Below are 23675 nucleotides of genomic sequence, written 5' to 3' on the forward strand. Positions count from 1 at the left end.
CCCGGCGGCCCCGGCTTTCCGTCTGTGGCGGTCGCGCGTTCACCGTCACCGCCCACTCGGCCGTGAACGGCCTCCCGGTCGGTGCCGGGCGCGACCGCCGTTCCTTCCGCTCGTCACGCGCCTCGCCGTACGACTGAGCCCCGCTGAGCGCTGCGGCTCGGCGGGGCTCTCGGGGCCACCCAAAGCGAGGGGCGGTGTCGCCGTGTGCGCTGGTCGGCCGGGTGCGGGCCGTCAGGACTCTTCGAGCCACTCCCAGGGCTCGCCCGCGTCCGCGGCGCGGGCGGCGGCGTCGGCCAGGGCGCGGGCGAGGCTGGCCACCGCGGGCTTGAGGTGGCGACTGCGGGAGACCTTGAGCAGCTGCTCGGAGAACACGGCGGCGTCCTCGGCCGGGATGGTCCGCGCGGTGGGGTTCTCCAGCGCCTGGACGAGCGGGGCGACGGCCTTCTGGTCGTTCCAGGAGAAGGCGTTGGAGGCGTACGGGGCCAGGGAGATCAGGGACTTGAGCGAGTGCCGGTCCTGGCCGAAGAAGTCGCTGCCGTGGCTGATGATCAGGTGCGGTTCGGCGTCGACGATGGCGTGCTTGCGGGTCATCCGCGCTCTCCAATCACGGTGTTCCACGGGTTGGTGGGGTCCTCGCGGCGCAGGCCGGTGAGGAAGTCGAGGACGACCCAGAGCCGTTCGCCGGCGGTGCCGTACTCCGGCGCCACGATCGAGACGTACGTGCCGTGCGCGACCTGGTCGTAGAGGTCGCGGTCGAGGCCGGGCCACTGGATGGCCATGTCCGCCCGGCTGATCCGGCCGCCGAACGCGGTGACCGCCTCGCCGTCCCGCAGGGTGGCGGCGACGGGGTACTCCGGGACGCGGCCGCGGCTGTAGTCGTGGACTCGGACGAACATGCCGGCGTCGGTGGCGGCGTCGACCAGGCGGTGGAAGAGGTCGTCGTCGGTGACGACCAGCTCGACCGCGGCGCGCTGCTCCCACCACAGGCCGTCCACGCCGGTGCCGACGCACCCGGGCTGCGACTGGGTGGTGACGTACCCGGCCCTGCACAGCGCGGCGAGGGTGGGCACGAGGTGCTGGGTCTCCTCGTCGGGGCCGAACCGCGGCTGGTAGCCGGGGCGGGAGGCGATCTCGCCCTCCAGCCAGCGGGCCATCAGCTCGCCGAGGTCGGCGACGGTCTTCGCGGACTTCCAGGCCCGCCGGTCCGCGCGGCTCATCCAGGGCAGCTTCACCGGGCGCTCCTAGTTGTTGGACTTGTAGGTGATCCCGGATGACTTCCGGGAGCTGATCACTGCGCCCCGCATGTCGTAGTTCTTGACGACCTTCTTCGGGCCCTTCTTCCGTCCGGCCAGCGACACCAGGAACATGAAGAGTCCCCCCACGCCGATGGCGGCCACGGCTTCCGGTGATACGGCGTTCATCACGCCCGAGACGCCTTCCATGGCCAGCCAGACGCCCCCACCCGCAGTGGGGGCCGCGAGCGCAATTCCCTTGGCCCATCCGGGAATCGGCTCGGAAGGCTTCACCTCAGACTGGGGCTGCGGCACGTACGGGGCGGTGCGGTAGTGGTCGGCCTCTTCCTTGTGTCGGGCCAGCAGTTCGGCGATGTCCGGCCGGATGGCAGGGCGGCTGTACGCCGCGTCGACCGCGTCGATGAGCTGGCGGGCGCGGGCCTCGGTCTCCGACTCGCTGAGCTGGCGGTTGTTGGCTGCGTTCTCGGTGCTCACGGTGGCGACCTCGGCTTTCTGGATCGGGAGGGAGCGGCCGGCCCCCGGGCCGAAGCCCGGGGGCCGGTCGGTCAGTTCTGGTTGGTGCGGTACTTCTTCGTGCGGCGCAGGACGTGGTCGCGGGAGAAGCCGGTGGCCTCGCAGACGTCGGCCTGGAGGAGGGTTTCGGCGTCCAGCTCGGCGGCGATGTCCTTCCACATCTGCTCGTCGGCGGCGGCCTTGGCCTTCTCGGCGTCCTCGTGCGCCTGGTCCCGGACCTTCTTCAGCTCTGTGACCCGCTGCTTCGCGCCGTCACGGGTCTCCTGGCTGGGGCGGGGGCTCATCTGTGCTGGCTCCTTCGGTGTGGTGAGGGACGATGGGGGCTCCCTCCCGCTGCCGTTCGGAGCGGGATTCCGGGGCCCGGGGCGGTCGGCGATCCTTGGCCGGGTGACGACCGCCCCGGGGCGTGTCTACCGGGCCAGCGGGATTCCGGGGTGCGGGACCGTCGCCTCGGCGGCGTTGGCCACGTGCTCCAGGACGTTGCGCAGCGCGTCGGCGGCGTCGCTCAGGTGGTCGGTGAGGCTCGCGCAGCCGAGCTGATCGGCGCGGGCCGCGAGGGCGATCAGGTAGTGCCAGCCGTCGTGCATGTCGTCGTGGAACTCGATCAGGCCGGGCTGGAGCGCGTCGATCCCGCTGAGGCCGGCCACGGCCTTGGTGTGGGTCTCGGCACGCTTCGGAAGGGAGTCGAAGGACTTCTTGGCGATGGCCTCGCGGACTCCCTCGACGGACTCGTAGGCCCAGGACCGGCCGGTGAGGCCCATGAAGAACCTGGTCAGACGGTTCGGCTGGTTCGGCACTGATGTCTCCTGTCTGCTATTCCGCCTGCATTTTCGCTTGCGGTAATTAGATGATGCAGACTCCGAGTCTGCGTGTCCAGGGGTTCGCAGACTCGGAGTCTGCATAGAGTGCATTTGCGCTGGTCAGCGTGCCGAAATTCTTCGGGCGCGGGCTCTGTCAGGTGCTGCTGCGGTGGCAGACCCCGCACGGAATCTTGAGTTCTCGGGTCTTGCCGGTGGGGGAGTGGAGCTTGGTCTTGAGGGGGACCATTCCGCCCCGGCAGCCCTTGACCGTGCAGCGCTTCGGCTTCGGCTTCACGCTCTTGGTCGGCCCGGCCCCGCCGGTCTGGATGTTCCAGGCGGCGGTGATGACGGTGGCCTTCGCTGCGCCGGCGGTTTCCTTGGCCTTCTCCTTGGCCGCGCCGGTCACCGCGTCCCGCTTCGTCTTCAGCTCTGCCTTGACCGCCTTCTTCTTCGACCGCCACCACCGCTTCGCCTCGGGGGCGGCGACCTCGTCCCATCCCTCCTTCACGGCCTTCGCCGCGCCGACGGCCTGGTGGAAGTCGAAGGTGGGGTACAGCTCGCCAGTCATGACGATGCCGCGCCACTCGGCGGTGAACAGGTCGCGGTCCTCGTCGGCCTGCCGCTTCACCCATCCGGCGAGCACGGAGTCCACCAGGCCGTTGGTGACGACCCGCGAGTCCTCGCCCTTACCGCACGACAGGCAGGAGATCCAGGCGGGCGAGACCTCCCTGAGCCCGTGCTTGTGGATCTCCAGGGAGAAGGCGTTGCCACACCCGCCGCACGCGAGTTCCGTGTCGTCCACCCGGGCGATGCCGACGAGCTTGAGGTCGGGTTTGGTGTCCATCGGTGCCGTCCTCCGTCGCGTGGGGTTTGTCAGGGTTTGGGACCTGGATGGAGCCTGGACGGCTCTCACATCGATGCAGGTCAGAGGGGGTGAGCAACCTGGACGCTTCCCGGCTCGACCTGGACGGGTGGCGTCCAGGTCGAGCGGGGTGCCGTCCGGGTCGACGGCCGCCCGATCCGGGGGCGTATCAGCCCAAACCGGGCGACCGTCCGGGGTGTATCCGGGTTCTCAGGCCGTCAGGCCGTACTTCGCCTGGGCCGTGCGGAGCACCGCGGCGAGCGGGTAGCCGTTGAGCGCGGACTCGCTGCCCTCCCACGTGCGCTTCCCCTTCTCGTCGGCCTGGCGGACCACCAGGCGGGCGAGCTTCTCGGGGCTGATGTCGAGTCCGGCGGCCTTGAGCGCGTCGACCAGGACGCTGCCCGGCAGCCAGTCGACGGCCGCGGACTCGTCGTCTTCCTTCTTCGCCTGGTCGTAGGCGTTGAAGACGTCGACCAGGACGGCGAGGGCCTCGGCGTCGCCGTCGCCCTGGTCCCGGAGCTTGTCCGCGAGGGACTTCGGGCCCTCGGGCAGGGTGCCCGCCTTCGCCCGCAGGTCGTGCGCGCGCTCCAGGAGGAGGTTGACCTCGTCGTCGGAGTAGTAGTCGGCCCGGACCAGGGTCGGGTTCGAGCCCTCTGCCCACAGCAGGCCGGCGCCCCGCATCTCCGGCTCGATGCTCTTGGCGCTGTACCCGGACGCGGCCGCGCCCTTGCCGAGGATCGTGTCGGACGCCTCGGGGGTGGTGCAGCGCAGCGCCCACCGGATGGAGAGCAGGTCACGCAGCGAGGTGTCGACCACGTCCGAGCCGGGCTTCTGGGTTGCGCAGAAGGTGATGATCCCCGCCGCGCGGCCCCGGGAGACCAGGTTCCTCAGCTTCTTCGTGATCTTCTTTCCGAATTCGTCGTCGGTCGTGTAGAGCATCAGCTCGTCGACCCACAACAGCTTCTGTCGCAGCTCGGGGTGCTTGTTGGCCAGGTCCTCGGTGACCTTGCGCTTGCCCAGCTTCTTGAGCAGGGCGTACCGGCGCTTCATGTCCTCGATCGCGGCGTCCAGCATTTCGACGAACGCCTCGGGGTCGGCCATGCCCTCGTAGTACTCGCACAGGGCCTCGAACGGCTCCAGGTCGCCACCTCCCTTGCCGTCGGCGAGCCAGAGGATCACGCGGGGGTCGAGGGCGGCGGCGAGCAGGATGGTGTTGCCCGACGCCGACTTGCCCGCGCCGGGCTCACCGCCGATCAGGCCGGAGCGCTCGACCACGGAGATGGAGATCGGCAGGCCGCGCACGTCGGGGCCGATCTGGATGCGGCCCCAGAAGTTGGCGGCGGCCTCCAGGGCGAGCAGCGGGCCGGGGTCGACGTCGCCGGTGAACGGCAGCTCCTTGCTGACGTACAGCTCCAGGCGTCCGGCGCGGGCTCCCTTCGACTTGCTCTTGGTGATGGTGAGCTGGGCTTCCTCGACCGCGAACGCGCTGGCGAGTTCGGCGTGCGCGCGCATCGCCTTCTTCGCCGGGATGCCCGGCGGCAGGTCGACGATCGTGGACCACGCGCCACGGGAGTCCAGCATGGGCATCTGGATGATGGCCAGGGACTCGTCGGTGCCGATGACCTTCGCCGCCTGGAAGCACTTGTCGAGCATCGGCGCGGTCATGGCGTCACCGTCGCCGAGGGAGCGCCAGTCGGCGGACCAGTCCGTCTCTTCCGTGATCGGGTGCCGTCCGGCGAACGCACCACCGCTGAAGGTGGCCAGGGCGCCGGCACTCGCGCCGAACCATCCGGCCTGGACGTATCCGCCGGTGATGGCCGCGACCGGCGGGCCGTACGCGGCCCCCAGCCGGAGCGCGAACTTCGTGCGACGGCTGCTCCGCAGGCGCTTGTGCTCAGCGATCGCCTGCATGGCGACCGTCTGCGTGCGGTCCGCCTCGCGCTGCGCGACCTCCTTCTTCTTCTTCATGATCCCGGGGGTGAACCGTGCCGTGCGGGCGGCGGCGCGGGCCTCGGTCGCCGCGATGTGCGCCTGGTGGGCCACCGCCTGGAGCTGGATGCCCTCGAACCCACGGACCCAGTCCCCGACCCGGCGCCGACCGCGCCGGAACTGCGCGACGTGGCCCCGGTCGGTGCGCTGGCGGCGGACCCACCGGCGGTACGCCCGGCGCCGGGCCCGGTACGCGACCCCCGCGTACATGGCCCATCCCTCGCCGGACTTCATCCAGGCCGGGATCAGCGGGCGGTCGTCGAAGACGTCGAAGTCGGTCTCGTCGACCTTCTCCAGGTCGACCGGGGCCGGGGCGACCCGGCCTTCGAGGACGCGGCGGGCGGATTCGACAACCGCGGCCTTGTCGGTGGCCTCGGTCGAGCCACCCAAAGCGGGGGCGGCAGCGGCGGGGTTGGCGTTGGTGGCCGGCCCCGCGCCGTGGACGTAGGTGACGGTGGCCAGGTCTGTGCGGTCGAGGCCCCGGCCGGTCGGCATCTCGGTCATGCTGGTCCTTCTCCTTCGGGGGAAGCGGGGCCCGGCGGCAACTGTGGAAGGGAGGCGCCGGGCCCCGCGGCTTTGCGGGGGACAGTCAGTTCGGGGTGGGGTTCTCGTCAGCCAGCCAGCTCGGTGTCGTCGCCGTCGACGAGCTTGAGCTTCCGCTCGGCGATGACCCGGTCCCGCAGCCGCCGCGCGTCGTCCCGGCGGATGCCCACGCGCTTCGCCAGAGCGGCAGCGGAGATCTGGTTGCCCTCCGCGACGAGCTCGGCGGCGACCTTCAGCGCCTTCGGCAGCAGGGCCTCCAGCTCCTCATCGGACCGGCCTCGCGGACTGTTCCCGCTGGCGTTCCCGCCCGTGCTCCCGCCGTCCTTCTCGCTGGCGTTCTCGCGGGCATTTCCGCTGGCGGCTTCAGAGCCGTACATCCCAATTCCCGCAAGGGCTGTAGCGGCTCCAGAAGATCGCTGGAGGGCCGGGATCGGGAGGGTCGGACCGAGGGTCGGGATGCCCTCGGAGAGGCGGTTAGGGAGCGGGTTGTAGAGCGTGGCGAGCATGCCCGCGCGGACCAGCTCCGGGCGGACGTGCTCACCCAGCTCGAAGGCGGCCCCGAGGGCGACCCGGGCGTTGGTGGCGTTCGCGTAGACCTCGGCGGACAGGCCCGGCTCGGCGCCCATCTTGATCCGCCACGCGGTGGCGAACGCCTCCTCCTCGTCGATCGACCCGAACGGGAGGGCGGACAGCAGACGGTCGGCCTCGGCCGCGATGTCCTTGTGGTGCTTGCGCCGGTCGGCGAGGTGCTGCTTGCGCGCCTTCTCCTCGCGGCGCTCTTCCGTGGTCTTGCCGTGCGACCCGTGGGTCTTCATGTCCCACAGGTAGATCGCGATCAGGGAGGACGCGGCGAACACCACGGCGACCCAGGTCTGGTTCGGCAGGGCCTCGGACCAGTGCCAGTAGTTGACCGCGGCCGCGAGGAACGCGGTGACCCAGGTGGCGACCCTGTACTTGCCCGCCGGCCGACCCTCGTCTTCGGCCTTCTTGCCCATGAACGTCAGGGCCCAGGCCGTGCCCTCCAGCATCGCGCTGAGCAGCGCGGCCAGGAGGACGAACACCCCGGCGTCGGCGAGGGCGCCCACCTGGGAGATCACGGCCGGGACGATCGAGCAGACCATCACGAAGCCGACGAACGCGGTGACCGGGTTGCGGTTGAGCCAGCCGGTGACCTTGCCGTACTTCGCCCGGCGGGCGGCCTTGTTCCGCTCCTTCTCCTGCTGCCGGGCCCTCTTGTCCGCCTGCTCCTGGCGGCGCTTGGCCTCGGCGTCGCGCCGGGTCTGCTCCGCCTTGGCCTCGGAGTCCTTGCGCTTCTCCTCGGCGGCGATCTTCTTCGCCTCAAGCTGGGCTTCCAGCTTCAGCCGCATGTCCTCGCGGTCCTGTGCGCGCTCGGCGACCTGGTCGGCGCGGCGCTCCTCGCGGTAGCTCATCGTCCGACCCCCGCAGCGGTTGCTCCCTGGATGGCGGCGACCAGTTCGGCCAGCGCCTTGTACGTCTCCTGGTGAGCCCGGACGGCGTCCTGCTCGTCGGTCTCCCCGTACGTGGCCAGCACCTTCCTGGCCTCCTCCATCGCGATCTCCCGGCGCAGCCAGGCCGCACCCTCGCTGGCCTGTCCCTGCGAGCGCCAGTGCATGTGGTCCGACATCAGACGGCCTTCCTCGGGTTCGGGGTCGCCATCCCGGACAGGACAGTCGCCAGCTCGGTGCGGAGTCGGGGCGAGACCGGCGTCAGTCCGGAGCGCCGGGCGAACCAGTCGCCGCCGGCGGCCGTCGCACGGGCCACGGTCTCGGTGATGAGGCTGGCCAGGGCGATGGTCCCGGCGACGAGGCCGAACACCATCTCCAGCACGGTCAGCACGAACAGCGCGGTGTGGGCTGCGATCCTCATGCCGCCACCGCCGGGGTCTCGTTGCGGACGACCCGGAGGGCGGCGCGGACCGCGCGACGCTCGGCGCGCGGGGCACGGGCGCGGGAGACGACGGCGACCGGGTCGGGCCTGCCCACCAGGGCGAGGACCTCGTACGAGTCGTAGTCGGCGGCCGTCCAGTCGGCGGTGGGCTCGTCGTCCTCGTAACCCACGGTCTCGTCGGCGGCCTCCAACTCGGCGACGATCGCGGGCGTGCTGCTCTTGCCGGTGCGCAGTTCCTTCGGCATCCGGCGCAGCAGGCTGCGGTAGTAGGCGGCGTCCTCGTGGTCGGTGTCGGTCTCGATCTCGAAGTCGGCGAGGAAGGACTCCATCGCGTCCCGGCTCGCGAGACCGCCGGCGGTGAACTCGTGCTCGATGTCGAGGGCGAGCGGCTCGACCATGTCGAACCCGTTCGCGACCTCGATGAACTCGCCCTGCGTAACGATGCGCTGACCTGCGACGATGATGTTCATGTGGGGTCGTGCTCCTCTCGTGGAACGGCCTCCGTGGCGGCCCTGATCCGGCCGCAAGTGGCCCCGGTTTGCCCTGGACGGCGAGCCGGGGTCGCGCTTTGGGCATAGGAATGCCCGGGTCTTACGTGGCTTGCTTCGCCGAGTTATGTACCTAACTTTCGGCGACGACCATGACCGTACGGACTTCGGTGCCAACTCGTCAAGAGTTACGTACCCAACTCATCTGAACCACTAGCAACACGCTTGAAGTTATGTACCTAAGCCAGTTTTCTAGGTACTCTGCACGGCATGACGACGACAAGGCGCGATCGACGTGTGACTGCACGGTCGATCGCAGACGACCTCCGGGCGCAGATCAGGTCAGGGAAGTTGCCCCCTGGATCGGTCCTCCCCACCAGCCGTGAGCTGGCAGAACTCCACGGCGTGACCCCCAAGACCGTGAGCGCGGGGATCGACCTCCTCAAGACCGAGGGCCTCGTGATTGGCGAGCAGGGAGGCCGGCGCCGTGTCCGGGCGGACCGGCCGATCACCTGGAACCTCACAAAGTTCGAGCGCGGGCAGCGCCGTGACTCGACCGTCATGGACGACTGGTCGACCGCGATCAAGGACGCGGGGCGGGTTCCCGTCCAGCACGTCACCGTGTCGAGGGAAACCGCGACCGACGAGGTCGCCGAATGGCTCCAGGTCGCCCCCGGCGACCAGGTCGTTCAGCGGGTCCGTATGCGGTCGGTCGACGACCGCCCCTTCCAGATGTCGACCAGCTGGTTCCCTGGCCCTGTCGCGTTCGACTCTCCGCTCGAAGAGGAAGGCGACGTCTCGATGCCCGGCGGCATCCTCAAGGCGATCGGCCACCCGCAGCACCACGTGCGCGACGAGATCACCGTTCGGATGCCCACCCCCGACGAGACCGACGCTCTCCAGCTCCCGCCCGGCACTCCGATCGCGCAGCACGTCCGCATCGGGTACGGCGACGTCGGTCCTGTCCGCGTCATGAAGACCATCGCCCCAGGTGACCGGCACATGCTGGTCTACGAAATGGAAGTCTGAGCCTCAGTGACCTACGAAATCCGTCCGGCTGGCGTCGCCGACGTCCCCGCCCTCATGGCTCTCCGCACCGAAGCCGAGGGTTGGCTCCCCAGCCTGGGCACCGACCAGTGGTCCGACCCCGAGACTGGCAGCCGAGCCATCGACAAGTGGCACGCCACGATCGAGGACGGCCGGGCCTGGGTCATCCTCGACAACCGCGGCTCAACGGTGGGCACCGTGAGCCGCGGCCCCGCCGACCGCGACTTCTGGCGCGACGAGGACCGCCCCGAGACGGCGTTCTACCTGTACAAGCTGATCACTGCCCGCAGCGTCGGCGGTACAGGACTCGGCAGCCTTGTCCTCGACTGGGCATGCCGAGTAGCGGCCATCGAGGGTCGCGAATGGCTTCGGATCGACTGCTGGCGCACCAACACCGGCCTCCAGCTCTACTACGAGCGGCTGGGCTTCGAGCACGTCCGCACAGAGGCCCCGGCCCACCGCCGGTCCGGATGGCTCGCGCAGCGTCCGACCTCGCTGACCACGAATCCCAACTCACTTCTCCTGCCCCACGTTTCGGGACGTTTCAGGCGCAACGCGTAATCCGAGTGCACCCATTCTGTGATCAAGGGGCAGGATTGAGCCCCAGAAACACCAAAGGCGCCCCCTGGCCGGGGCGCCTGGTGTTTCAGCAAGGCCGGGTTTAGCAGACCCGGCGAAGTTCGAGCGGTTAGGACGCTCATTGATGAGAGTACGAGAAGTAGGCCGTGCCGTGCCACATGGTGCGCGCCACAATTCGGATGGTTTTAGGAACCTCCGGGCAACATTGTTGACTTCCGCGCTTCACTACGCCGAGCGCGGTATGCATGTCCACCCGCTGCTCGTCGGCGGCAAGGCCCCGGTCTGGAACGACTGGGAGGGCCGCGCCACCCTCGACCGGGACCTGATCACCCGGACCTGGAGCCGGGCCCCGTTCAACATCGGCATCGCCTGCGGGCCCTCGCGGCTCGTCGCCGTGGACCTGGACATCCCGCACGAGGACGACGAGCCCCCTGCCGAGTTCCCCCAGGTAGCCGACGGCGACACGATGTTCAGCATCCTGATCGACCGGACGCCCGGCGCTCACGCGGTGCCGACCCTGACCGTCCGTACACCGAGCGGCGGCCGTCACCTGGTCTACCGCGCCCCGGCCGGGGTCGAGATCCGCAACACCGCCCGGACCATCGGCTGGTGCATGGACACCCGGGCCACCGGTGGTTACGTGGTCGGGATCGGCTCGGTCGTCAACGGCCGTCCGTACGTGCTGGAGAGCAGCATCACCGAACCGGTGGACCTGCCCGACTGGCTGCTGACCCTGATCACCACTGCACCCGAGCCACCCAAAGCGGGGGAGCGGGTCAGCCGGGCTGAGATCGAGTCCCGGCTGCGGGCCATCTCCAGCGGCGGCACCCGTGAGGAGCGGTGGGCGACGGGCATCCTGCGCTCCGAGTGCCGCGACCTGTCCGGGATGGCTGCGGGCTCCGGGCGCAACAACCGGTTGAACCTCGCGGCCTACCGCGCGGGGCAGCTGGTCGCCGCCGGCCTCTTGGACCAGGCCGTCGCCGAGGAGGAACTGACGGCGGCCGCGAGGGCGGCCGGGCTGGGCACCGAGTACGCGCACGAGATCGAGAAGACCCTGAACTCCGGCATGCGGGCGGGTCTGCAGAAGCCTCGCTTCATGCCTCCCACCAACCGGATCGGCGGTGCCGTGTGACCGTCGATCGAGGACGAGACGTTAACCCCTTCGAGTACGTAGACCTCCCCTCGGCAACGAAGAAGGCCCCGGCGGTGTGCCACCACCCCGAGGCCAGGCACCCGAGGAGTACGACTCGCATGCGTTCCGGTTCTACCTGCTCAACCACGCTTGCGTCGCGTGTTCACACCAGCATTTCTGCTGGCGAGAATGCGGGCCGCAACGCCGCTCTCCGCTCCGACTCGATCGGCGGTGTCGCATGAGCATCCCGGCGGCACGCGACACGACGGCGCCCGACGAGGACATGTGGGCGGGTTCCGCAGTACCGACGACGACCGAACGACCTCGTCGGCCTCGACGTCCTCGCCCCACTTCCTCGATTCAGCACCGCGGGCAGCTGCGGATGGCTGAGCGGTTCATCGAGGAGCACGGCGACAAGCTCCGGTTCGTTCACGGCCTGGGCTGGCACGAGTGGGATGGCGCTCGCTGGCTGCTCGACGAGCAGCGCGTCGACATGGCGTACGCCGTGAAGACGGTGAAGAGTGCGCTGCACGCCCTGGAGAACATGAGCGGCGACGAGCGCGACGACCTGTACAAGGACGTCCGCAAGTCAGAGTCCGCCTCTGGCCTGGAAGGACTGCTGAAGATCGCATCGTCGCTGGCCCCGATCAGCACCGCCTCCAAGGCCCTGGACGCCGACCCGTACAAGTTCAACACCCCCGAGGGCACTGTCCACCTCACCGCGGGCACCGTCGACCCGTGCGCGCGCGAGGACCTGATCACCAAGGTCGCGGGTGCCGCGATGCCGGAGGAGGACGACGGCGAGGTCGCCGGCGCCCAGGAGTGGGAGCAGTTCCTCGAACGCATCCTGCCGGACCCCGAGGTGCGGGCCTTCGTCCAGCGCCTGTTCGGGTACGCCATGCTCGGGAAGGTCATCGAGCACGTCATGCCGATCTTCACCGGCACGGGCGCGAACGGTAAGGGCACGCTGCGCGACGCCCTGATGGCTGCCTTCGGGGACTACGCCATCGAGGTGGACCCGGCGATTCTGATGGAGTCGAAGCACGAGCGGCACGGTGCCTTCAAGATGCGGCTGCGGGGCGCCCGGCTGACGTTCTGCTCCGAGACGGAGAAGGGCAAGCGGTTCGCCGAGGCCACGATGAAGCGCCTGGTCGGTGGTGACCCGATTGAGGCGAACCTCATGCACAAGAACCCGATCACCTTCGACCCGTCGCACACCCTCATCATGCTGACGAACCACCTGCCGCTCGTCTCCGGTGACGACCCGGCCGTGTGGCGGCGCATCCTGGTCGTCCCGTTCGACGTGGTGATCCCGGAGGAGGAGCGCGACGGCGGCCTGCCCGACCGACTGAAGAAGGCCGCGCCCGCAGTCCTGGAGTGGGCATACGAAGGCTGGCACGAGTACATGGAGAAGGGGCTCGCGCCGCCGGAGATCGTCCGCATCAAGACCGAGGAGTACAAGGCGTCCAGCGACGTCCTCGGCCGTTTCGTCGACGAGCGCACCGTCGCTTCGCCCCACGCGGTTGTGTCCGCCCGTGAGCTGTTCAACGCGTGGACCGGCTGGTGCCACGCGAGCGGCGAGCAGGCTTGCAGTGAGGTCGAGTTCGCCAAGAGCCTGACGGCCCGGGGGTGGGAGAAGAAGCGCACCAGCGCGGGCTATGTCTACCGCGGTCTCATGCTCGCGGGCGACGATTCCGAGGACGGCGAGTAGGCCACAACGCCGCCCTGCACTCAGCCTCAGCACCGCCCTGCACGGGACCCCCGTGCAGGGCGGTTTCGTGTAGGGGGCCAAAACGCTCTGACCTGCGAAAGTGCAGGGTTGTGATGGGTTTCCCGATAATCCCCCATGGGTGCATGCATGGAGAGTTTCGGAAAACCCATCACAACCCTGCACTCTCGTTGCGCTAGGCAACCAAAAACACCATCCGTCACAGCCATCACAGTCCGCCGGGTACGTGCCGAACGCCCCGGGGTCCCGCCCCGCCTTTGGGTGGCTCTGTTCAGGTGGGACGGACCGGAGGCGCGAGGAATGCGCTGCGGTTGAACAGGTGGAGCCCCGGCGGCCACAGGTGGAGGTGCGGCGGCCGGGGCTCCCGTGAACCCAGGGCGACGGGGGAACGGCGCTGGGTGGCTCTGAGGGGCCCTGAGAGGTTCAGGGCGGGGGAGAGGCGGGCGGGACGGGCGGGAGGCTGTCGAGGCGCTCGTACAGCGTCTTGAGGAGTCGGGCGCGGTTCTGTGCGGAGGGGAGCGTCGGGCGGGGCCGGACGCTCAGCCGCCGGTCGGCCTCGCCGAGCACGGCCTCGGTGAGGACGCGCTTGGGGTCGCGGGCGGGCAGCAGTGCGCAGCGCCGGCGGACGTCGTCGGCGACGACCCGGGCGTGGCCTGCCAGTTCGAGGGCGATCTGCTCGCAGTCGACCGGCCGGAGGGTCGAGGCGTCGGTGGGCGGGTTGAGCACGGTGGCGGCGAGTTCGAGGTGCACCCGCCGGTCGAGCGGCACGACGTCGTCCAGGTGGTGCTCGGGGTCGTCCGCGACTTCGGCGGTCGGCGGGGGAGTGCTGGTCATGGGGCCACCGATTCGTACAGGGCGGGCGCGAGGTCCTGGAGGCGGGCGGCGAGCCGCTGGGGGTCGACGAGCGCGAGCGTCTCGCCGGGAGTGCCGACCCAGTCTGCGACCTGGCTGGTGTGCTCGGGGGTGCGGGGCATGAGCAGCTGGTGGCCGCGGCTGAGGACGCGAACGCCGGGCAGGCCGGTGAAGTCGTCGGCGTTGCCGACCGGCACGAGGACGTACAGCTCGTCGCGCAGGTGGTCGGCGAGTACCCGGTAGCCGCGGCGCGTGCCGAGCTGCATCGCGACGAGGGCGTCCAGGCCAAGCTGTATCGGCCGGACGGCGACGGCGTCCCAGTCGAGCCCGCAGGCCACGAACTCCGTGTGGTTCAGGACCCGGGAGCCGGTCTGGAGCCACAGGTCACGCTTCTTGGCGGTCGCGGCCGCGAGGTCATGCCACGTACGAGGGGCGCGCTTTCGGCCCCGGGTTCCGCCGGCGGATGAGTTCGGCACGGCGGGCCTCCTTGGTGAGTGTCCGTCACTTCCTCCCAGACAACCGGGTGATGGGGGTGGGGGATCAGGGCGTTGTGCGGGCACTTCCCGGACGCAGGGAGGACGTTTTTACCTTCGGCTCCCGGGGGCCCTCCCGCCGGGTCTACCGTCGAATCCGGAGGAACGGCGGCGTACGGGGGCGCGGTGGACACCCAGCGGAACGAGGTCCTGGCGGGCTTAATGCGGGAGTTCGGGTACTCCCGAGGCGGACTGGCGCGCGAGGTGAACAAGATCAGCGCGCGGATGTTCGGGCGGCCCGGCGCGACGACCGACCGGCATGTGCGCCGCTGGCTGTCGGGTCAGGCCCGTTGGCCGACCGAGCGCTACCTTCTGCCGCTGATGGAGCTGTTCGACCGGACCCCCGAGCAGCTCGGGTTCGTACCGCGCGGGCGGTCGACGAACCGCCTGCCGGTCCCACCGCCGGCGGACCCGGGGGTTGGGGAGGAGGACGCGCCGGTGCAACGACGACGCGAGTTCATGACCACCTCGACCGGTGCGACCGTCGCGCTGGTCCTCGGCCTGGAGGAGACGCCCGTCACCGGACGCCTCGCCCTGAGCGACGTCGACCGGATCAACGGGAAGATCGGGCGGCTCGCCGCGCACTTCACCTCGGTCGGCGGCGGCGGGCTCTACCCGGTGGCGACCGCCTACCTCGCCCGGCTGAGGCGGACCGCCGACGGCTGCACCTACGGGCCCCGGGTCGAGCAGGCGCTGAACTCGGCGATCAGCGATCTGTGTTCGTCGGCGGGGTGGGCGGCCCTGGACGCGGGCGAGCAGGGGCAGGCCCGGCTGATGTACGCGGACGCGCTCCAGTCCGCGATCCTCGCCGGTGACCGGCGGGGCCAGGCCCGTGCCTGGAGCAACCTGGCGATGATGTCGCGGGTCGACGGCCGGTTGCGGGAGTCCCTGCGGATCAACCGGGCCGCGCTGGAGTCGAGGCAGGCCCGCCAGGACCCGCTGATCGCGGCGCTGCTGCACGCCCGACTCGCCATCGGCCACGCCCGAGCGAAGGACCGGCCGGCGGCCGCGCGGTCGATCCTCGCCGCCGAGCGTGCGTACGACCGCGCGGACCGCGCGGTGCCCCCGCCCTGGCTGCGCTTTCTGGACGGGGCCGAACTCGCCGGGCTCGCCGCCATCGCCCACCAGGCGCTGGGGCGGCTGCCCGATGCGGAGACCGCCACGGCGCAGGCCCTGGAGCTGCTCGCCCCGTCCATGCGACGCAGCCGCGCCTTCTACTCCGTCCAGCTCGCCGAACTCCAGGTCTCCCAGGGCCACCTCGACCGCGCGGCGACCACCGTCGCCGACATCGACACCGGAGCCCTGAGCAGCCAGCGCATCACCGAGCGCCTGGCCGTCGTCCACAGAACCCTCGCCACCACATGAGGAGAGCCGTGACCTCGAACGACGTCGAGATCCGCCACTACACCAGCGACCACGCGGCCGAACTGCGGGAGACGCTGATGGACGTCTACCGGGAGGTGTACGCGGACTCGATCGCCGACGACCCGTTCAACGGAGTCGAGCGGTTCGGGCGCGGCCTGGACGGCTGGTCGTCCCGGCCGGGCTGGACGTGCACCGTGGCGTACGACGGCGACCAGGTCGTCGGTTACGCGTACGGCGCCCCGCTCCCCGAGGGCGCGGCCTGGTGGCGGGGCCTGCTGCATCCGGTCCCGGAGCACGTCGTACGGGAGACCGGCACCCGCACCTACGCCATCAGCGAGTTGATGGTCCGCGTGCCCTGGCGCAAGACCGGGGTGTCCCGCCGGCTGCACGACGAGCTGCTCGCCCCCCGGAAGGAGGGGCGGGCGACGCTCCTGGTGCGCAGCTCCCACCCGAAGGTGCACGCCCTGTACGTGAGCTGGGGCTGGAGGCTCCTCGGTCAGCTGATCCCGCGCATCGAGTCGGCCCCGAAGTTCGACGCGATGCTGGTGAAGCTGCCGCTCCGGGGAGAGACAAACCGGCGCCCCACCGGCAGCAAGGTCCTGGACCGGGTCGTCGCCGAGGACGACTGGGCTGCGGTCCTGCACGGCGACCGGCTCCTGGAGCCGAGCCAGCCCCACCACGTCGTGTACTTCATCAGCGCCGAGGAGATCGAGCTGATGTCGCTGTCGAGCATCGGCATGCTGCCCGTCCCGGCGGTGGGCGAGGAGATCGGGGTGGGGGACGGGATGCTGACGGTCGTCAGGGTCGGCACGCTGTACGGCCGCGACGAACAGTCGGGGCGCCCGACGGTGTTCACGAGCGTCACGGTCGACGAGACGCCCAAGCCGGAGTAGGCCCACCGGCGTTCGGCCGGCCACGGCGAGCACGACGGACGTCCGGCCCCCGCTTTGGGTGGCTGGTGGTCCGGCAGACGACAAGGCCCGCATTCCTGCTGGCGGAAATGGCAGCGGGAATGCGGGCCGGTTCGCGGGCCGGGGACGTCAGGCGACGTCGTCGGCCTGCTGCGACTGTGTGCCGGGGTCCTCGACTTTGAGCTTCTTGAAGAGGAGTCCGAGGGCCTCGTCGACGAGGGTCTGAGGGTTCTTGCCGGTCTGTGCGACCGCGGCGGTCAGCATCCGGTCGTTGGCGGCGAGGACCCGCACGGACAGCGGCGCGCGCTCCGGGCCCCGGGGCCGACCGGCACGGCGGGGCGAGCGCCGGACAGCCTTCGGCGCGGCACCGTCGCCCTCGATGGCGGGCGGCTCCTGGTGGTCGTTCCCGCTGTCCGGACCGCTGTCATTGTCGCTGGCGGAATCGCTGGCGTCGGAACCGTCTCCGCCCCAGGTCTCCGGGTTGTCCCAGTCGGGTTCCTGGGCGCCGGACAGGTCCGCGGGGTCCTTCTCCTCGCGGGCGCGCTTCTCCTGCTGCGCCTGGCGGGCCTTCTCTGCGAAGGTGGGCATCAGCTCTTCTCCTTCAGGTGCGGGAGGGTGTGGAGCAGGACCTCGCGGTACGCCTCCTGGAGGTGCTTGGCCTCGCGGCCGGGCGCTGCGGTGATCGGCATGGAGCCGGTCCGGCAGACCTCGCGGATCGCGTAGTTCCTGACGATCGTGGGGAGCACCAGGTCGCCGAAGTCCTCGCGCAGCGCGGCGTCCCAGTCCTGATGGATCTGCCGGTACTCGGTCTGGCGCGGCACGATGCTCCGGACGATGCCGGTGATCTCAAGCCCCTCGTTGAGACCCCCGGGCGCGGTGTAGTGCTCGATGGAGGTGATGGCCTCCTTGGCACCGTCGTGCCCGTCGTCGGTGAGGGTCGAGGGGATGAGGACCTTCTTGGTCGCGATCAGGGCGGACCCCACGATCTTCCCGCCGGCGCGCGGCGGGACGTCCAGGAACAGGACGTCGACCAGGTCCCGGATGCCCCACAGCGCGCGCTTGAGGCGGAACTCCATCCCGGTGGTGGCGTCGGTCTCCCGGTTGCCGAACTTCCGGACGCAGGGCAGCACGAACACGTTCGACGGCCATTCCTTGCCCGCGCGCACGAGGGCCTTGCGGGCGATCTGCGCCGGGTCCTGCGGGGGCTTGTCCGGGTCGACGTGGTAGATGTCGTTCACCGACAGCTCGGGGTCGTCGACACCCAGCTCGTCGGTGAGGGTCGCGCGCGGGTCGAGGTCGACACCGCCCACCCTCAGCCCGTATTCGGCGGCCACCGCGATCAGCCCCGCCGTGAGCGACGTCTTGCCGACGCCACCCTTCTCACTGACCTCAGCGACGATGTCCGGCTCCGGGTCTTCGGCCACAGGGTCCTCCCTCCTTCTCTCCAGGTAAGCCGAAGAGTGCCGATTCCGCACGCCTATGCGCAAGCTCCCCCGCAGGCATTGCCGCCGGTAATCCCGCATGCGGAAACACCCGCATTCATTCGCGGGTTATCTAGCCAGATTTCGCGCCTTTCCCCTGTTGAGGGGCCTGGGCATTGGGGGAGGTCAGAGAATGGCGTGCTTGACCGCGCTGCGGATGACGTCGCCCGTCGTGACGATCAGGTCCTGGAGTTCGACCTTCTTCAGCAGGGTGTCCGCGTCGGGGCGCGGCGCGAGGGCGGCGGCGAACAGAGCGAGCATCCCCGGCGCCCCGTTGCGCGCAGCGTCCCGCAGGATGACCTCGGGTCCGTCGCCCCACAGGTCCTGCCACTCGCGCAGGGCCTTCACGGCGGGCTCGCTCTCCCAGTAGCAGGCGCGCACGAGCTGCTCGCCGACGTCGGCGGGGAGGCGTACGGCGAGGCGGGCGCTGAGCTTGGTGGGTTCGTCGGCTGCCCGGCCTTGCTTGCGGGGGCTGCTGCCGAGGGGGCGGCCGGGTGCTCCGGCGTCGGCGGCCGGGACGGGCTTGTAGTCGCCGGTCATCTTCCGGCGCTTGAGTTCGGCGCGGACCTCGCGCGCGACGACCAGGTCGCGGGTGCCGGCCAGCTTGCCGGTCTTCCGGAGCCGGGCGAACTCGGTACGGACGCGGCCGCGGGCCTCCCGGGCGGCCTCACCCCGGAGGTAGCGGATGCCCTCGCGCTTCCGGGCCTCGGTGAGCCACTCGCCCTCAGCCTTCCGGCCCTGCTTGACCACCTCGTCGAGGGCCTGGCGGTCATCGGGCTCCAGCGCGATCACGAAGGGCAGCAGCGGCATGGCCGGGAGTCTAGCTAGATAACCCGCTGTGCCAGTCCGCTTCCCGTGAGACTCCACGCTCGCGTGCGATGGACGGTCTCACGGGTTCCATCAGTGCTGGCAAAGCCGCTAGCATTTCCGCAAGCGGAAAAGTGTTGAATCAAGCTAGATATCCCGCCCCTAAACGCGCAGGTCAACCCGTGTTTGAGGGTTGTTGCGCGGGGCGTTTCAGCTCTCTATGGTCGGCTCAGAATCCGGCCCAAGGAGGTTCGAAGTGCCGTCGTCCATTCCCCCGCTCCCCGGTCTCACCCGCTACACGTGGTGGGGCGCCGTACCCGAGGGCCTTCTCACCAAGACCCAGCTCGACCGGCAGGGCCTCAAACCCGGCGGCGAACCGCTGGGGCAGGTGCTCTACCACGGCAACTGCTACGCCCCGCTGTACGAGGTGACGGCCGCGGTGGCGAAGCGTTCGTGTTCGCCGGCGCAGAAGGCGACCCTCGACCGGGCCCGTGACCTCCAGTACGTGTGCCGCCGCTGCGGTCACCGCGATGACGAGCCGCTCGGACGGGGCCGCTGGTGTGACTCCTGCTCGGTCCCGGCCGCGCTGTTCGAGGTGCACGACCAGGCGCAGCAGCACGCCCGGCGGCTCGTCGCCGACGAGTCCGCCGTGCTCCTGGTCGTCGACGTCGAACCCGACGCGCTGCCCACGGCGCAGGCCGTCGCGGTCGTCGACGTCCACGCGGGTGAAGTCCTCTACGCCGCTCCGGCCGGGGAGTACGGCACCCCGGAGCGCGGCGAGGTCCTCGACCGGCTCGATGCGCTGCTCGCCGATCGGCGGGTGGTCCGCGAGCCCGACCACATGGGGCCCTACAGCCGGTACCCGGGCGCGCTGTTGCACCTGCCCGGTTCGGTCGTCCAGCCCGGCCTCGACCCGCAACACCCGTGGGCGACCTCGCACCACCGGAAGGAGAACCCGAGTGTCGCGTCGATCTGGTCGGGATGGTTCGGCTGGACTGACTACCCGGGCGAGACGATCCCGAGCGTCCCCCGCGACGGCGCGGTGCCCTGGAGCCGCTCCCTGGACGTCGCCGCCGACGGCCGCTCGATGTCCGCAGTCCTGCACCGCATTGCCGCTGGCACCGAACCGGTCTGGGAGCGCGCGGCCTGGACGACCGACGGGCATGGCGAGCCGGATCTCAGCTGGGACCGTCGACGGACAGCCCGGGTAGCTGCCTGACGTCTGCTGAAGCGCCAGTGTTTCCGCAAGCCGGAACGCTGGCGCTTTCGCATGCTCAGGAACCCGGTCCCTCCAGGCGGGCGCCGTACTCCTCAGCCCACCGCACCCACTCGTCGACGAGGGTGGCGAAGGCGGCGGCCGCGGTCGGCGGCTCCGGCTCCGAGGGCGCCGGTGGGATGCGGTCGGGGTGCGGCTCGTACGTCATGCTGCGCACCATGACCTCCCCGTCCTTCTACCGTCCCCCGCTCGCCGGGCACCACCAGGAGCACGACGTCCTCGTTGGACGGGACATGAGGCTGAGCCAGGCAGCGCCCGGAGTCGAGGCACGCGCCGACGAGGCGGCAGAGGCCGCGTGCAACCTCGCGGACGTGGCGAGCCAGCCGGACGCCTGGAGCGCGGCCGCGGTCGAGGACGTCGTCGAAGCGATCGACACCCTCGCCGCCGCACTCGCCACGGTCGACCCGGCGGCCGCGCAGATCCTCGCCCGGGTGCCGGCCGCCACCGCCGAAGTGCTTGCCCTGCTCAACGGCGGACCGGAACCCGTCGGCACGGCCCCGGCCGGGGAGACCACCCAACAGCGGAGACCCCGCCGACCCATCGGCCTCGGTCCCGGCTGGAAGGGAGTCGACGGCCCCCCGGCGGCGAGACGACCGGTCCGGTCTGCGCCCGCTGCAAGCGGCTGAGCGACGGCCGGTCGGGGTTTCTGGACTTTCTGGACCGCTCAACGCGCGCACGTGCGCGGGGCCGGATCGAGGGAGGACCAGGGTTTTGGGACTTTTGAGACCGCCCTACGCGCGGGCCCGCGCGATGAACCGAGCAGCGCACGAGAGCGGGATCAACTCGGACACATCGACGGGTTGTTGCCCGACTTGCGCAGGTCCACGCGCGCGTACGGGTAAGACGGCGAGCGGCTCTCCGTGAGACCCCGGCACAGCCCCGTGAGCTGCACGAAGGAACGTCCGTGAGACTCGTGAGACCGTCCTACGCGCGCGCGTCGCACGCACGAAGACGCCCCGGAACCGAAGTCCCGGGGCGTAGAGCGGCGTACGGCGGCGGCTACCGCATGCCTCCGAGGATCTTCGAGGCCCGGGTGCGGCGGGTCTCATCCTTCCGCCAGGCCCGGTCACGCTCGGAGCGGAGCCGGTTCGCTTCCCGGGCGGCGGGATCGAGGATGCGGGCCACGGTGGTCGGGTGCCACTTCCCGCCGCGCTTGGCCGGGATCTCGGCATCGTTGAGCCGCTTGCAGATCGGGCGCGGCCCGAGCCCCTCCGCGTCGTGCCACTGAAGGATCAGGTCCTCGATCTCCTTCTCGTCGTCGAGGTCGACCAGCTCCTTGTCCACGACCTGCTGCCCGAACCGCGGGGCGCCGTACGCGTACCCGCCCTTCTCGCCCTTGGTCGTACGGCCGTCCCGGAGCCGCTTGCGGATGAGGCCACGGTCGAGCTGGTGGAAGACACCGCGCATCTGCCTCATCGCCGTCCTCATCGGGTCGTCCTCGTCGTCCTCCAGGTGCTCGCCGTGGTCGGCGGTGAACACCCGCCCACCGAGAGCCCAGACGTATGCCAGCACCGCCTCCTGGACGGTCAGCTCACGGGCGAGGCGGTCGAGGTTCGGCGCGAGGATGCCGTCGGCGCGGCCGTCCGCGATCCACTCCATGGCCTCCATGAGCCCGTCGCGCTCGTCGATCGTCGACTTCCCGGTCTGCCCGGCCTTCTCGTCGCCGTCGGTCACGACGTGGACGATGCGGTGCCCGCCGGCGGGCGAGGCGTTCCACGTCCGGCAGTCGCGTTCCTGAGCCGGGAGGCCGTAGCCGTCGATGGCCTGCCCGGCGGTCGAGACCCGCTTGACGATGATCAGCCGCAGTCGCTCACGCTTGTAAGGGTCGCTCATGATCCAAGCGTACACATCTATACCTATAGATGTAACGCCACAGGTCAGGGCGGGATTGCTGTATTCGGGGGATGGGCCATGCTGAGCAGCCGGACCCCCACTCACCCTTTTGGAGACCAGCGTGGAGCTGAGCGCCACTGGTGAACCCGTCTTCGAGAAGGAAGACACTCAGGTCCACGTCGGCTTGGACCTGCTGCCCGGCAGCTTCACCCTCACCCGGGACGGGGAGAACTTCGAGCCGTACCACGCGCTGGTGCAGTTCGCTGGTGTCCGCGAGAACCCGTGGGCAGCGCAAGAGGTGAAGTTCTCGGCGAAGGGGCCGGACGGCAGGCGAGTGGCCTTCACCGTCGACCTCCTGAACGACTCCTGGAGCGGTCCCAGGGAGGGCCTGCCCGAGGCGATCTGGAAGGTGGTGGCCCTCGCCGCGACGTCTGCCGGGGACGTCGGCATCACCTACACGACTCCCGGCCCTGCCTGAAGCCGCGGGCCTGCCGCACTCCTTGCTACGAGGGCGGCGTCCGTCGGCGCGTGCCGGGCCGCGCCACCGCGATACGGGACCGCGCCGGGGGATGCCGACCGGAGCGGGGGACTGGGGGCCGGCGAAGGCCCCCAGCGCCCACCGGCCTCGGCACCCGACCCCACAATCACCGTCATGCCTGACTGGATGCCCTCGTGGGGCACGACCGTAGAGAGCGAGGACGTCCAGGTGACGGCCAGGAGAAAGTCCGCAGAAGACGACGGAGACGGGTCTGAACTTCGCCGAGACCCCCTCGTACAGAAGTAGTCGGCGTACCAGGGACCCCTTGACCAGCTCGTTGACGTGCGGATTCGGGTCCCGGCGGCGTGACGATGAGGCGACTCGTAGGGCGACTCGTGGGGGAACTCGTAGGGCGACTCGTGCGGCGACTTGTAGGGCGACTCGTAGGGCGACCTGGGTGAGACCACGGCGCTGTCACCCAGACGGCCCAGAAACGGCCCTGTAGGGCCTCTACGGCGCTCACCCGTCCGTGGGACGGCTGGCTGGTCTCACGGACGCTCTGAGGGGCTCTCAGCGGATGCTCTGGTGCATGGGTGCACAGGGGTTGGCGATGTAGAACCGCGACGTCACAACAGCGGAGTCTGTAGCCCAGGTTGTAGACCGTGAGGCCTTTTCCCGTACGATCGAAGAGCGGGTTGACGCGTAAAAGTTGACACAGAGGGCCCCTTTCCCGGGCTCCACCCCAGGTCCAGGGCCCTCCGTTCCGCGATACAGCCAGTGAGCCCGGTCGTCCACCATGCGGCCGGGCTTACTGCTGCCAGCCGTCGACGACCCCTCACACGATCTCCGTCAGGAGAAGTGCTGCACCACGTGGTAGGCGATGTCCGCGAGGACCGGTGACCAGTCGATCAGAAGCTGCGCAACGAGGCGGCGCCGTTCCCGGCGTTCCTCGACAGCTTCCTCCTCGTCACCGTCATCGACGGGCGTCTTGCCTTCCATGCGGTTCCTCCGTGGCGTCCGGAATGACCCGGCATCGCTGCCGGGCTTCACCTGGTGGTGAAGTGCTAGGCAGACGTCACGGTGGAACGAACCCAAGCATAGATGGGGGGCTGACACCCGAAGACCCGGAGGACCACAACTTGTGGGCCGGGGACTGTGGCTGACAGCCGGTCACGAGTGGGCTCTACCTGCGCTTACGGACGTCTCCGCGGCGACGGGAAACTCAAGTTGACTTCACTCGGCCGACTCCGCCTCGCGCCGATTCGCGCGTATCGCGGACGCGGAACAGCGTGCAGC

General features: G+C 70.1%; 28 protein-coding genes. 9 read left to right on the forward strand and 19 right to left on the reverse strand.

The window, feature by feature from the left end; genetic code table 11:
- Window positions 1–231: 231 nt before the first annotated feature.
- The 11 genes from AB0D74_RS48990 to AB0D74_RS49040 all read right to left on the reverse strand — a co-directional run bounded on the left by AB0D74_RS48990 (window position 232) and on the right by AB0D74_RS49040 (window position 8338).
- Window positions 232–591, reverse strand: a complete 360-nt coding sequence (locus AB0D74_RS48990; protein WP_362602686.1) for a hypothetical protein — start codon at window positions 589–591, stop codon at window positions 232–234.
- Window positions 588–1232 carry a hypothetical protein gene (locus tag AB0D74_RS48995; protein WP_362602689.1) on the reverse strand — a complete coding sequence of 215 codons (645 nt, stop codon included), beginning with the start codon at window positions 1230–1232 and terminating at the stop codon, window positions 588–590. Before AB0D74_RS48995 ends, AB0D74_RS48990 begins: the two co-directional genes overlap by 4 nt.
- Window positions 1233–1241: 9 nt before the next feature.
- Entirely contained in the window at window positions 1242–1727 is a 486-nt protein-coding gene (locus AB0D74_RS49000) for a hypothetical protein (RefSeq protein ID WP_362602692.1), read from the reverse strand.
- A 71-nt stretch (window positions 1728–1798) separates the two neighbouring features.
- Window positions 1799–2050 carry a hypothetical protein gene (locus tag AB0D74_RS49005; RefSeq protein ID WP_362602696.1) on the reverse strand — a complete coding sequence of 84 codons (252 nt, stop codon included), beginning with the start codon at window positions 2048–2050 and terminating at the stop codon, window positions 1799–1801.
- Window positions 2051–2176: 126 nt separating this feature from the next.
- Window positions 2177–2563: a hypothetical protein gene (locus AB0D74_RS49010; protein ID WP_362602700.1), complete on the reverse strand. Its 387-nt coding sequence runs from the start codon at window positions 2561–2563 to the stop codon at window positions 2177–2179.
- Window positions 2564–2720: 157 nt separating this feature from the next.
- Window positions 2721–3410, reverse strand: a complete 690-nt coding sequence (locus AB0D74_RS49015; protein WP_362602703.1) for a hypothetical protein — start codon at window positions 3408–3410, stop codon at window positions 2721–2723.
- 228 nt (window positions 3411–3638) lie between these two features.
- Window positions 3639–5921 carry an FtsK/SpoIIIE domain-containing protein gene (locus AB0D74_RS49020; RefSeq protein ID WP_362602706.1) on the reverse strand — a complete coding sequence of 761 codons (2283 nt, stop codon included), beginning with the start codon at window positions 5919–5921 and terminating at the stop codon, window positions 3639–3641.
- Window positions 5922–6028: 107 nt separating this feature from the next.
- A complete protein-coding gene (locus AB0D74_RS49025; RefSeq protein WP_362602709.1) occupies window positions 6029–7390 on the reverse strand; it encodes a DUF2637 domain-containing protein in 1362 nt (453 codons plus the stop codon).
- Complete coding sequence (locus AB0D74_RS49030) at window positions 7387–7605, reverse strand: hypothetical protein (protein WP_362602712.1); 219 nt, start codon at window positions 7603–7605, stop codon at window positions 7387–7389. Before AB0D74_RS49030 ends, AB0D74_RS49025 begins: the two co-directional genes overlap by 4 nt.
- Complete coding sequence (locus AB0D74_RS49035; protein ID WP_362602715.1) at window positions 7605–7847, reverse strand: hypothetical protein; 243 nt, start codon at window positions 7845–7847, stop codon at window positions 7605–7607. Before AB0D74_RS49035 ends, AB0D74_RS49030 begins: the two co-directional genes overlap by 1 nt.
- A complete protein-coding gene (locus tag AB0D74_RS49040) occupies window positions 7844–8338 on the reverse strand; it encodes a hypothetical protein (RefSeq protein WP_362602718.1) in 495 nt (164 codons plus the stop codon). Before AB0D74_RS49040 ends, AB0D74_RS49035 begins: the two co-directional genes overlap by 4 nt.
- A gap of 288 nt (window positions 8339–8626) precedes the next feature.
- Between AB0D74_RS49040 and AB0D74_RS49045 the strand changes: the two genes are divergently transcribed.
- The 4 genes from AB0D74_RS49045 (at window position 8627) to AB0D74_RS49060 (ending at window position 12825) form a co-directional block, all read left to right on the forward strand.
- The gene (locus tag AB0D74_RS49045) at window positions 8627–9385 is read left to right on the forward strand and encodes a GntR family transcriptional regulator (protein WP_362602721.1); all 759 of its coding nucleotides are present in this window, start codon (window positions 8627–8629) and stop codon (window positions 9383–9385) included.
- A 6-nt stretch (window positions 9386–9391) separates the two neighbouring features.
- Complete coding sequence (locus tag AB0D74_RS49050; RefSeq protein ID WP_362602724.1) at window positions 9392–9964, forward strand: GNAT family N-acetyltransferase; 573 nt, start codon at window positions 9392–9394, stop codon at window positions 9962–9964.
- 226 nt (window positions 9965–10190) lie between these two features.
- Window positions 10191–11114: a bifunctional DNA primase/polymerase gene (locus AB0D74_RS49055; protein ID WP_362602727.1), complete on the forward strand. Its 924-nt coding sequence runs from the start codon at window positions 10191–10193 to the stop codon at window positions 11112–11114.
- Window positions 11115–11496: 382 nt separating this feature from the next.
- On the forward strand, window positions 11497–12825 hold the full coding sequence (locus tag AB0D74_RS49060) for a phage/plasmid primase, P4 family (protein WP_362602730.1): 1329 nt from the start codon (window positions 11497–11499) through the stop codon (window positions 12823–12825).
- 441 nt (window positions 12826–13266) lie between these two features.
- Here AB0D74_RS49060 and AB0D74_RS49065 read toward each other — a convergent pair whose 3' ends face one another.
- Together AB0D74_RS49065 and AB0D74_RS49070 are read right to left on the reverse strand one after the other, a co-directional pair.
- Complete coding sequence (locus AB0D74_RS49065) at window positions 13267–13677, reverse strand: DUF6415 family natural product biosynthesis protein (protein ID WP_362602733.1); 411 nt, start codon at window positions 13675–13677, stop codon at window positions 13267–13269.
- Window positions 13674–14171: a hypothetical protein gene (locus AB0D74_RS49070; protein ID WP_362602736.1), complete on the reverse strand. Its 498-nt coding sequence runs from the start codon at window positions 14169–14171 to the stop codon at window positions 13674–13676. Before AB0D74_RS49070 ends, AB0D74_RS49065 begins: the two co-directional genes overlap by 4 nt.
- 183 nt (window positions 14172–14354) lie before the next feature.
- Between AB0D74_RS49070 and AB0D74_RS49075 the strand changes: the two genes are divergently transcribed.
- Together AB0D74_RS49075 and AB0D74_RS49080 are read left to right on the forward strand one after the other, a co-directional pair.
- The gene (locus AB0D74_RS49075; RefSeq protein ID WP_362602739.1) at window positions 14355–15593 is read left to right on the forward strand and encodes a hypothetical protein; all 1239 of its coding nucleotides are present in this window, start codon (window positions 14355–14357) and stop codon (window positions 15591–15593) included.
- A gap of 8 nt (window positions 15594–15601) precedes the next feature.
- Window positions 15602–16486 carry a GNAT family N-acetyltransferase gene (locus AB0D74_RS49080; RefSeq protein WP_362602742.1) on the forward strand — a complete coding sequence of 295 codons (885 nt, stop codon included), beginning with the start codon at window positions 15602–15604 and terminating at the stop codon, window positions 16484–16486.
- 147 nt (window positions 16487–16633) lie between these two features.
- On the opposite strand, the gene AB0D74_RS49085 is transcribed toward AB0D74_RS49080, so the two are convergent.
- The 3 genes from AB0D74_RS49085 to AB0D74_RS49095 all read right to left on the reverse strand — a co-directional run bounded on the left by AB0D74_RS49085 (window position 16634) and on the right by AB0D74_RS49095 (window position 18795).
- Window positions 16634–17092 (reverse strand): hypothetical protein, encoded by a 459-nt coding sequence (locus tag AB0D74_RS49085; RefSeq protein ID WP_362602745.1) that lies wholly within the window; start codon window positions 17090–17092, stop codon window positions 16634–16636.
- On the reverse strand, window positions 17092–17928 hold the full coding sequence (locus AB0D74_RS49090) for a ParA family protein (RefSeq protein ID WP_362602748.1): 837 nt from the start codon (window positions 17926–17928) through the stop codon (window positions 17092–17094). The genes AB0D74_RS49085 and AB0D74_RS49090 overlap by 1 nt, the downstream gene beginning before the upstream one ends.
- A gap of 183 nt (window positions 17929–18111) precedes the next feature.
- Window positions 18112–18795, reverse strand: a complete 684-nt coding sequence (locus tag AB0D74_RS49095) for a hypothetical protein (RefSeq protein ID WP_362602751.1) — start codon at window positions 18793–18795, stop codon at window positions 18112–18114.
- A gap of 253 nt (window positions 18796–19048) precedes the next feature.
- Between AB0D74_RS49095 and AB0D74_RS49100 the strand changes: the two genes are divergently transcribed.
- Complete coding sequence (locus tag AB0D74_RS49100) at window positions 19049–20011, forward strand: hypothetical protein (RefSeq protein ID WP_362602754.1); 963 nt, start codon at window positions 19049–19051, stop codon at window positions 20009–20011.
- A 55-nt stretch (window positions 20012–20066) separates the two neighbouring features.
- Here the strand turns inward: AB0D74_RS49100 and AB0D74_RS49105 are convergent, their stop codons facing one another.
- Complete coding sequence (locus AB0D74_RS49105) at window positions 20067–20216, reverse strand: hypothetical protein (protein WP_362602757.1); 150 nt, start codon at window positions 20214–20216, stop codon at window positions 20067–20069.
- A 10-nt stretch (window positions 20217–20226) separates the two neighbouring features.
- Between AB0D74_RS49105 and AB0D74_RS49110 the strand changes: the two genes are divergently transcribed.
- Window positions 20227–20694, forward strand: coding sequence for a hypothetical protein (locus AB0D74_RS49110; protein ID WP_362602760.1), 468 nt, complete (start codon window positions 20227–20229; stop codon window positions 20692–20694).
- 373 nt (window positions 20695–21067) lie between these two features.
- On the opposite strand, the gene AB0D74_RS49115 is transcribed toward AB0D74_RS49110, so the two are convergent.
- Window positions 21068–21901, reverse strand: coding sequence for a recombinase family protein (locus AB0D74_RS49115; protein ID WP_362602763.1), 834 nt, complete (start codon window positions 21899–21901; stop codon window positions 21068–21070).
- Window positions 21902–22022: 121 nt separating this feature from the next.
- Here AB0D74_RS49115 and AB0D74_RS49120 point away from each other — a divergent pair, with 121 nt between their 5' ends.
- Window positions 22023–22379: a hypothetical protein gene (locus AB0D74_RS49120; RefSeq protein ID WP_362602766.1), complete on the forward strand. Its 357-nt coding sequence runs from the start codon at window positions 22023–22025 to the stop codon at window positions 22377–22379.
- An 849-nt stretch (window positions 22380–23228) separates the two neighbouring features.
- Here AB0D74_RS49120 and AB0D74_RS49125 read toward each other — a convergent pair.
- Entirely contained in the window at window positions 23229–23378 is a 150-nt protein-coding gene (locus AB0D74_RS49125; RefSeq protein ID WP_362602769.1) for a hypothetical protein, read from the reverse strand.
- Window positions 23379–23675 lie beyond the last annotated feature (297 nt).

It is taken from the genome of Streptomyces sp. NPDC048278 (assembly GCF_040652195.1).
In the GTDB taxonomy this organism is placed as follows: domain Bacteria; phylum Actinomycetota; class Actinomycetes; order Streptomycetales; family Streptomycetaceae; genus Streptomyces.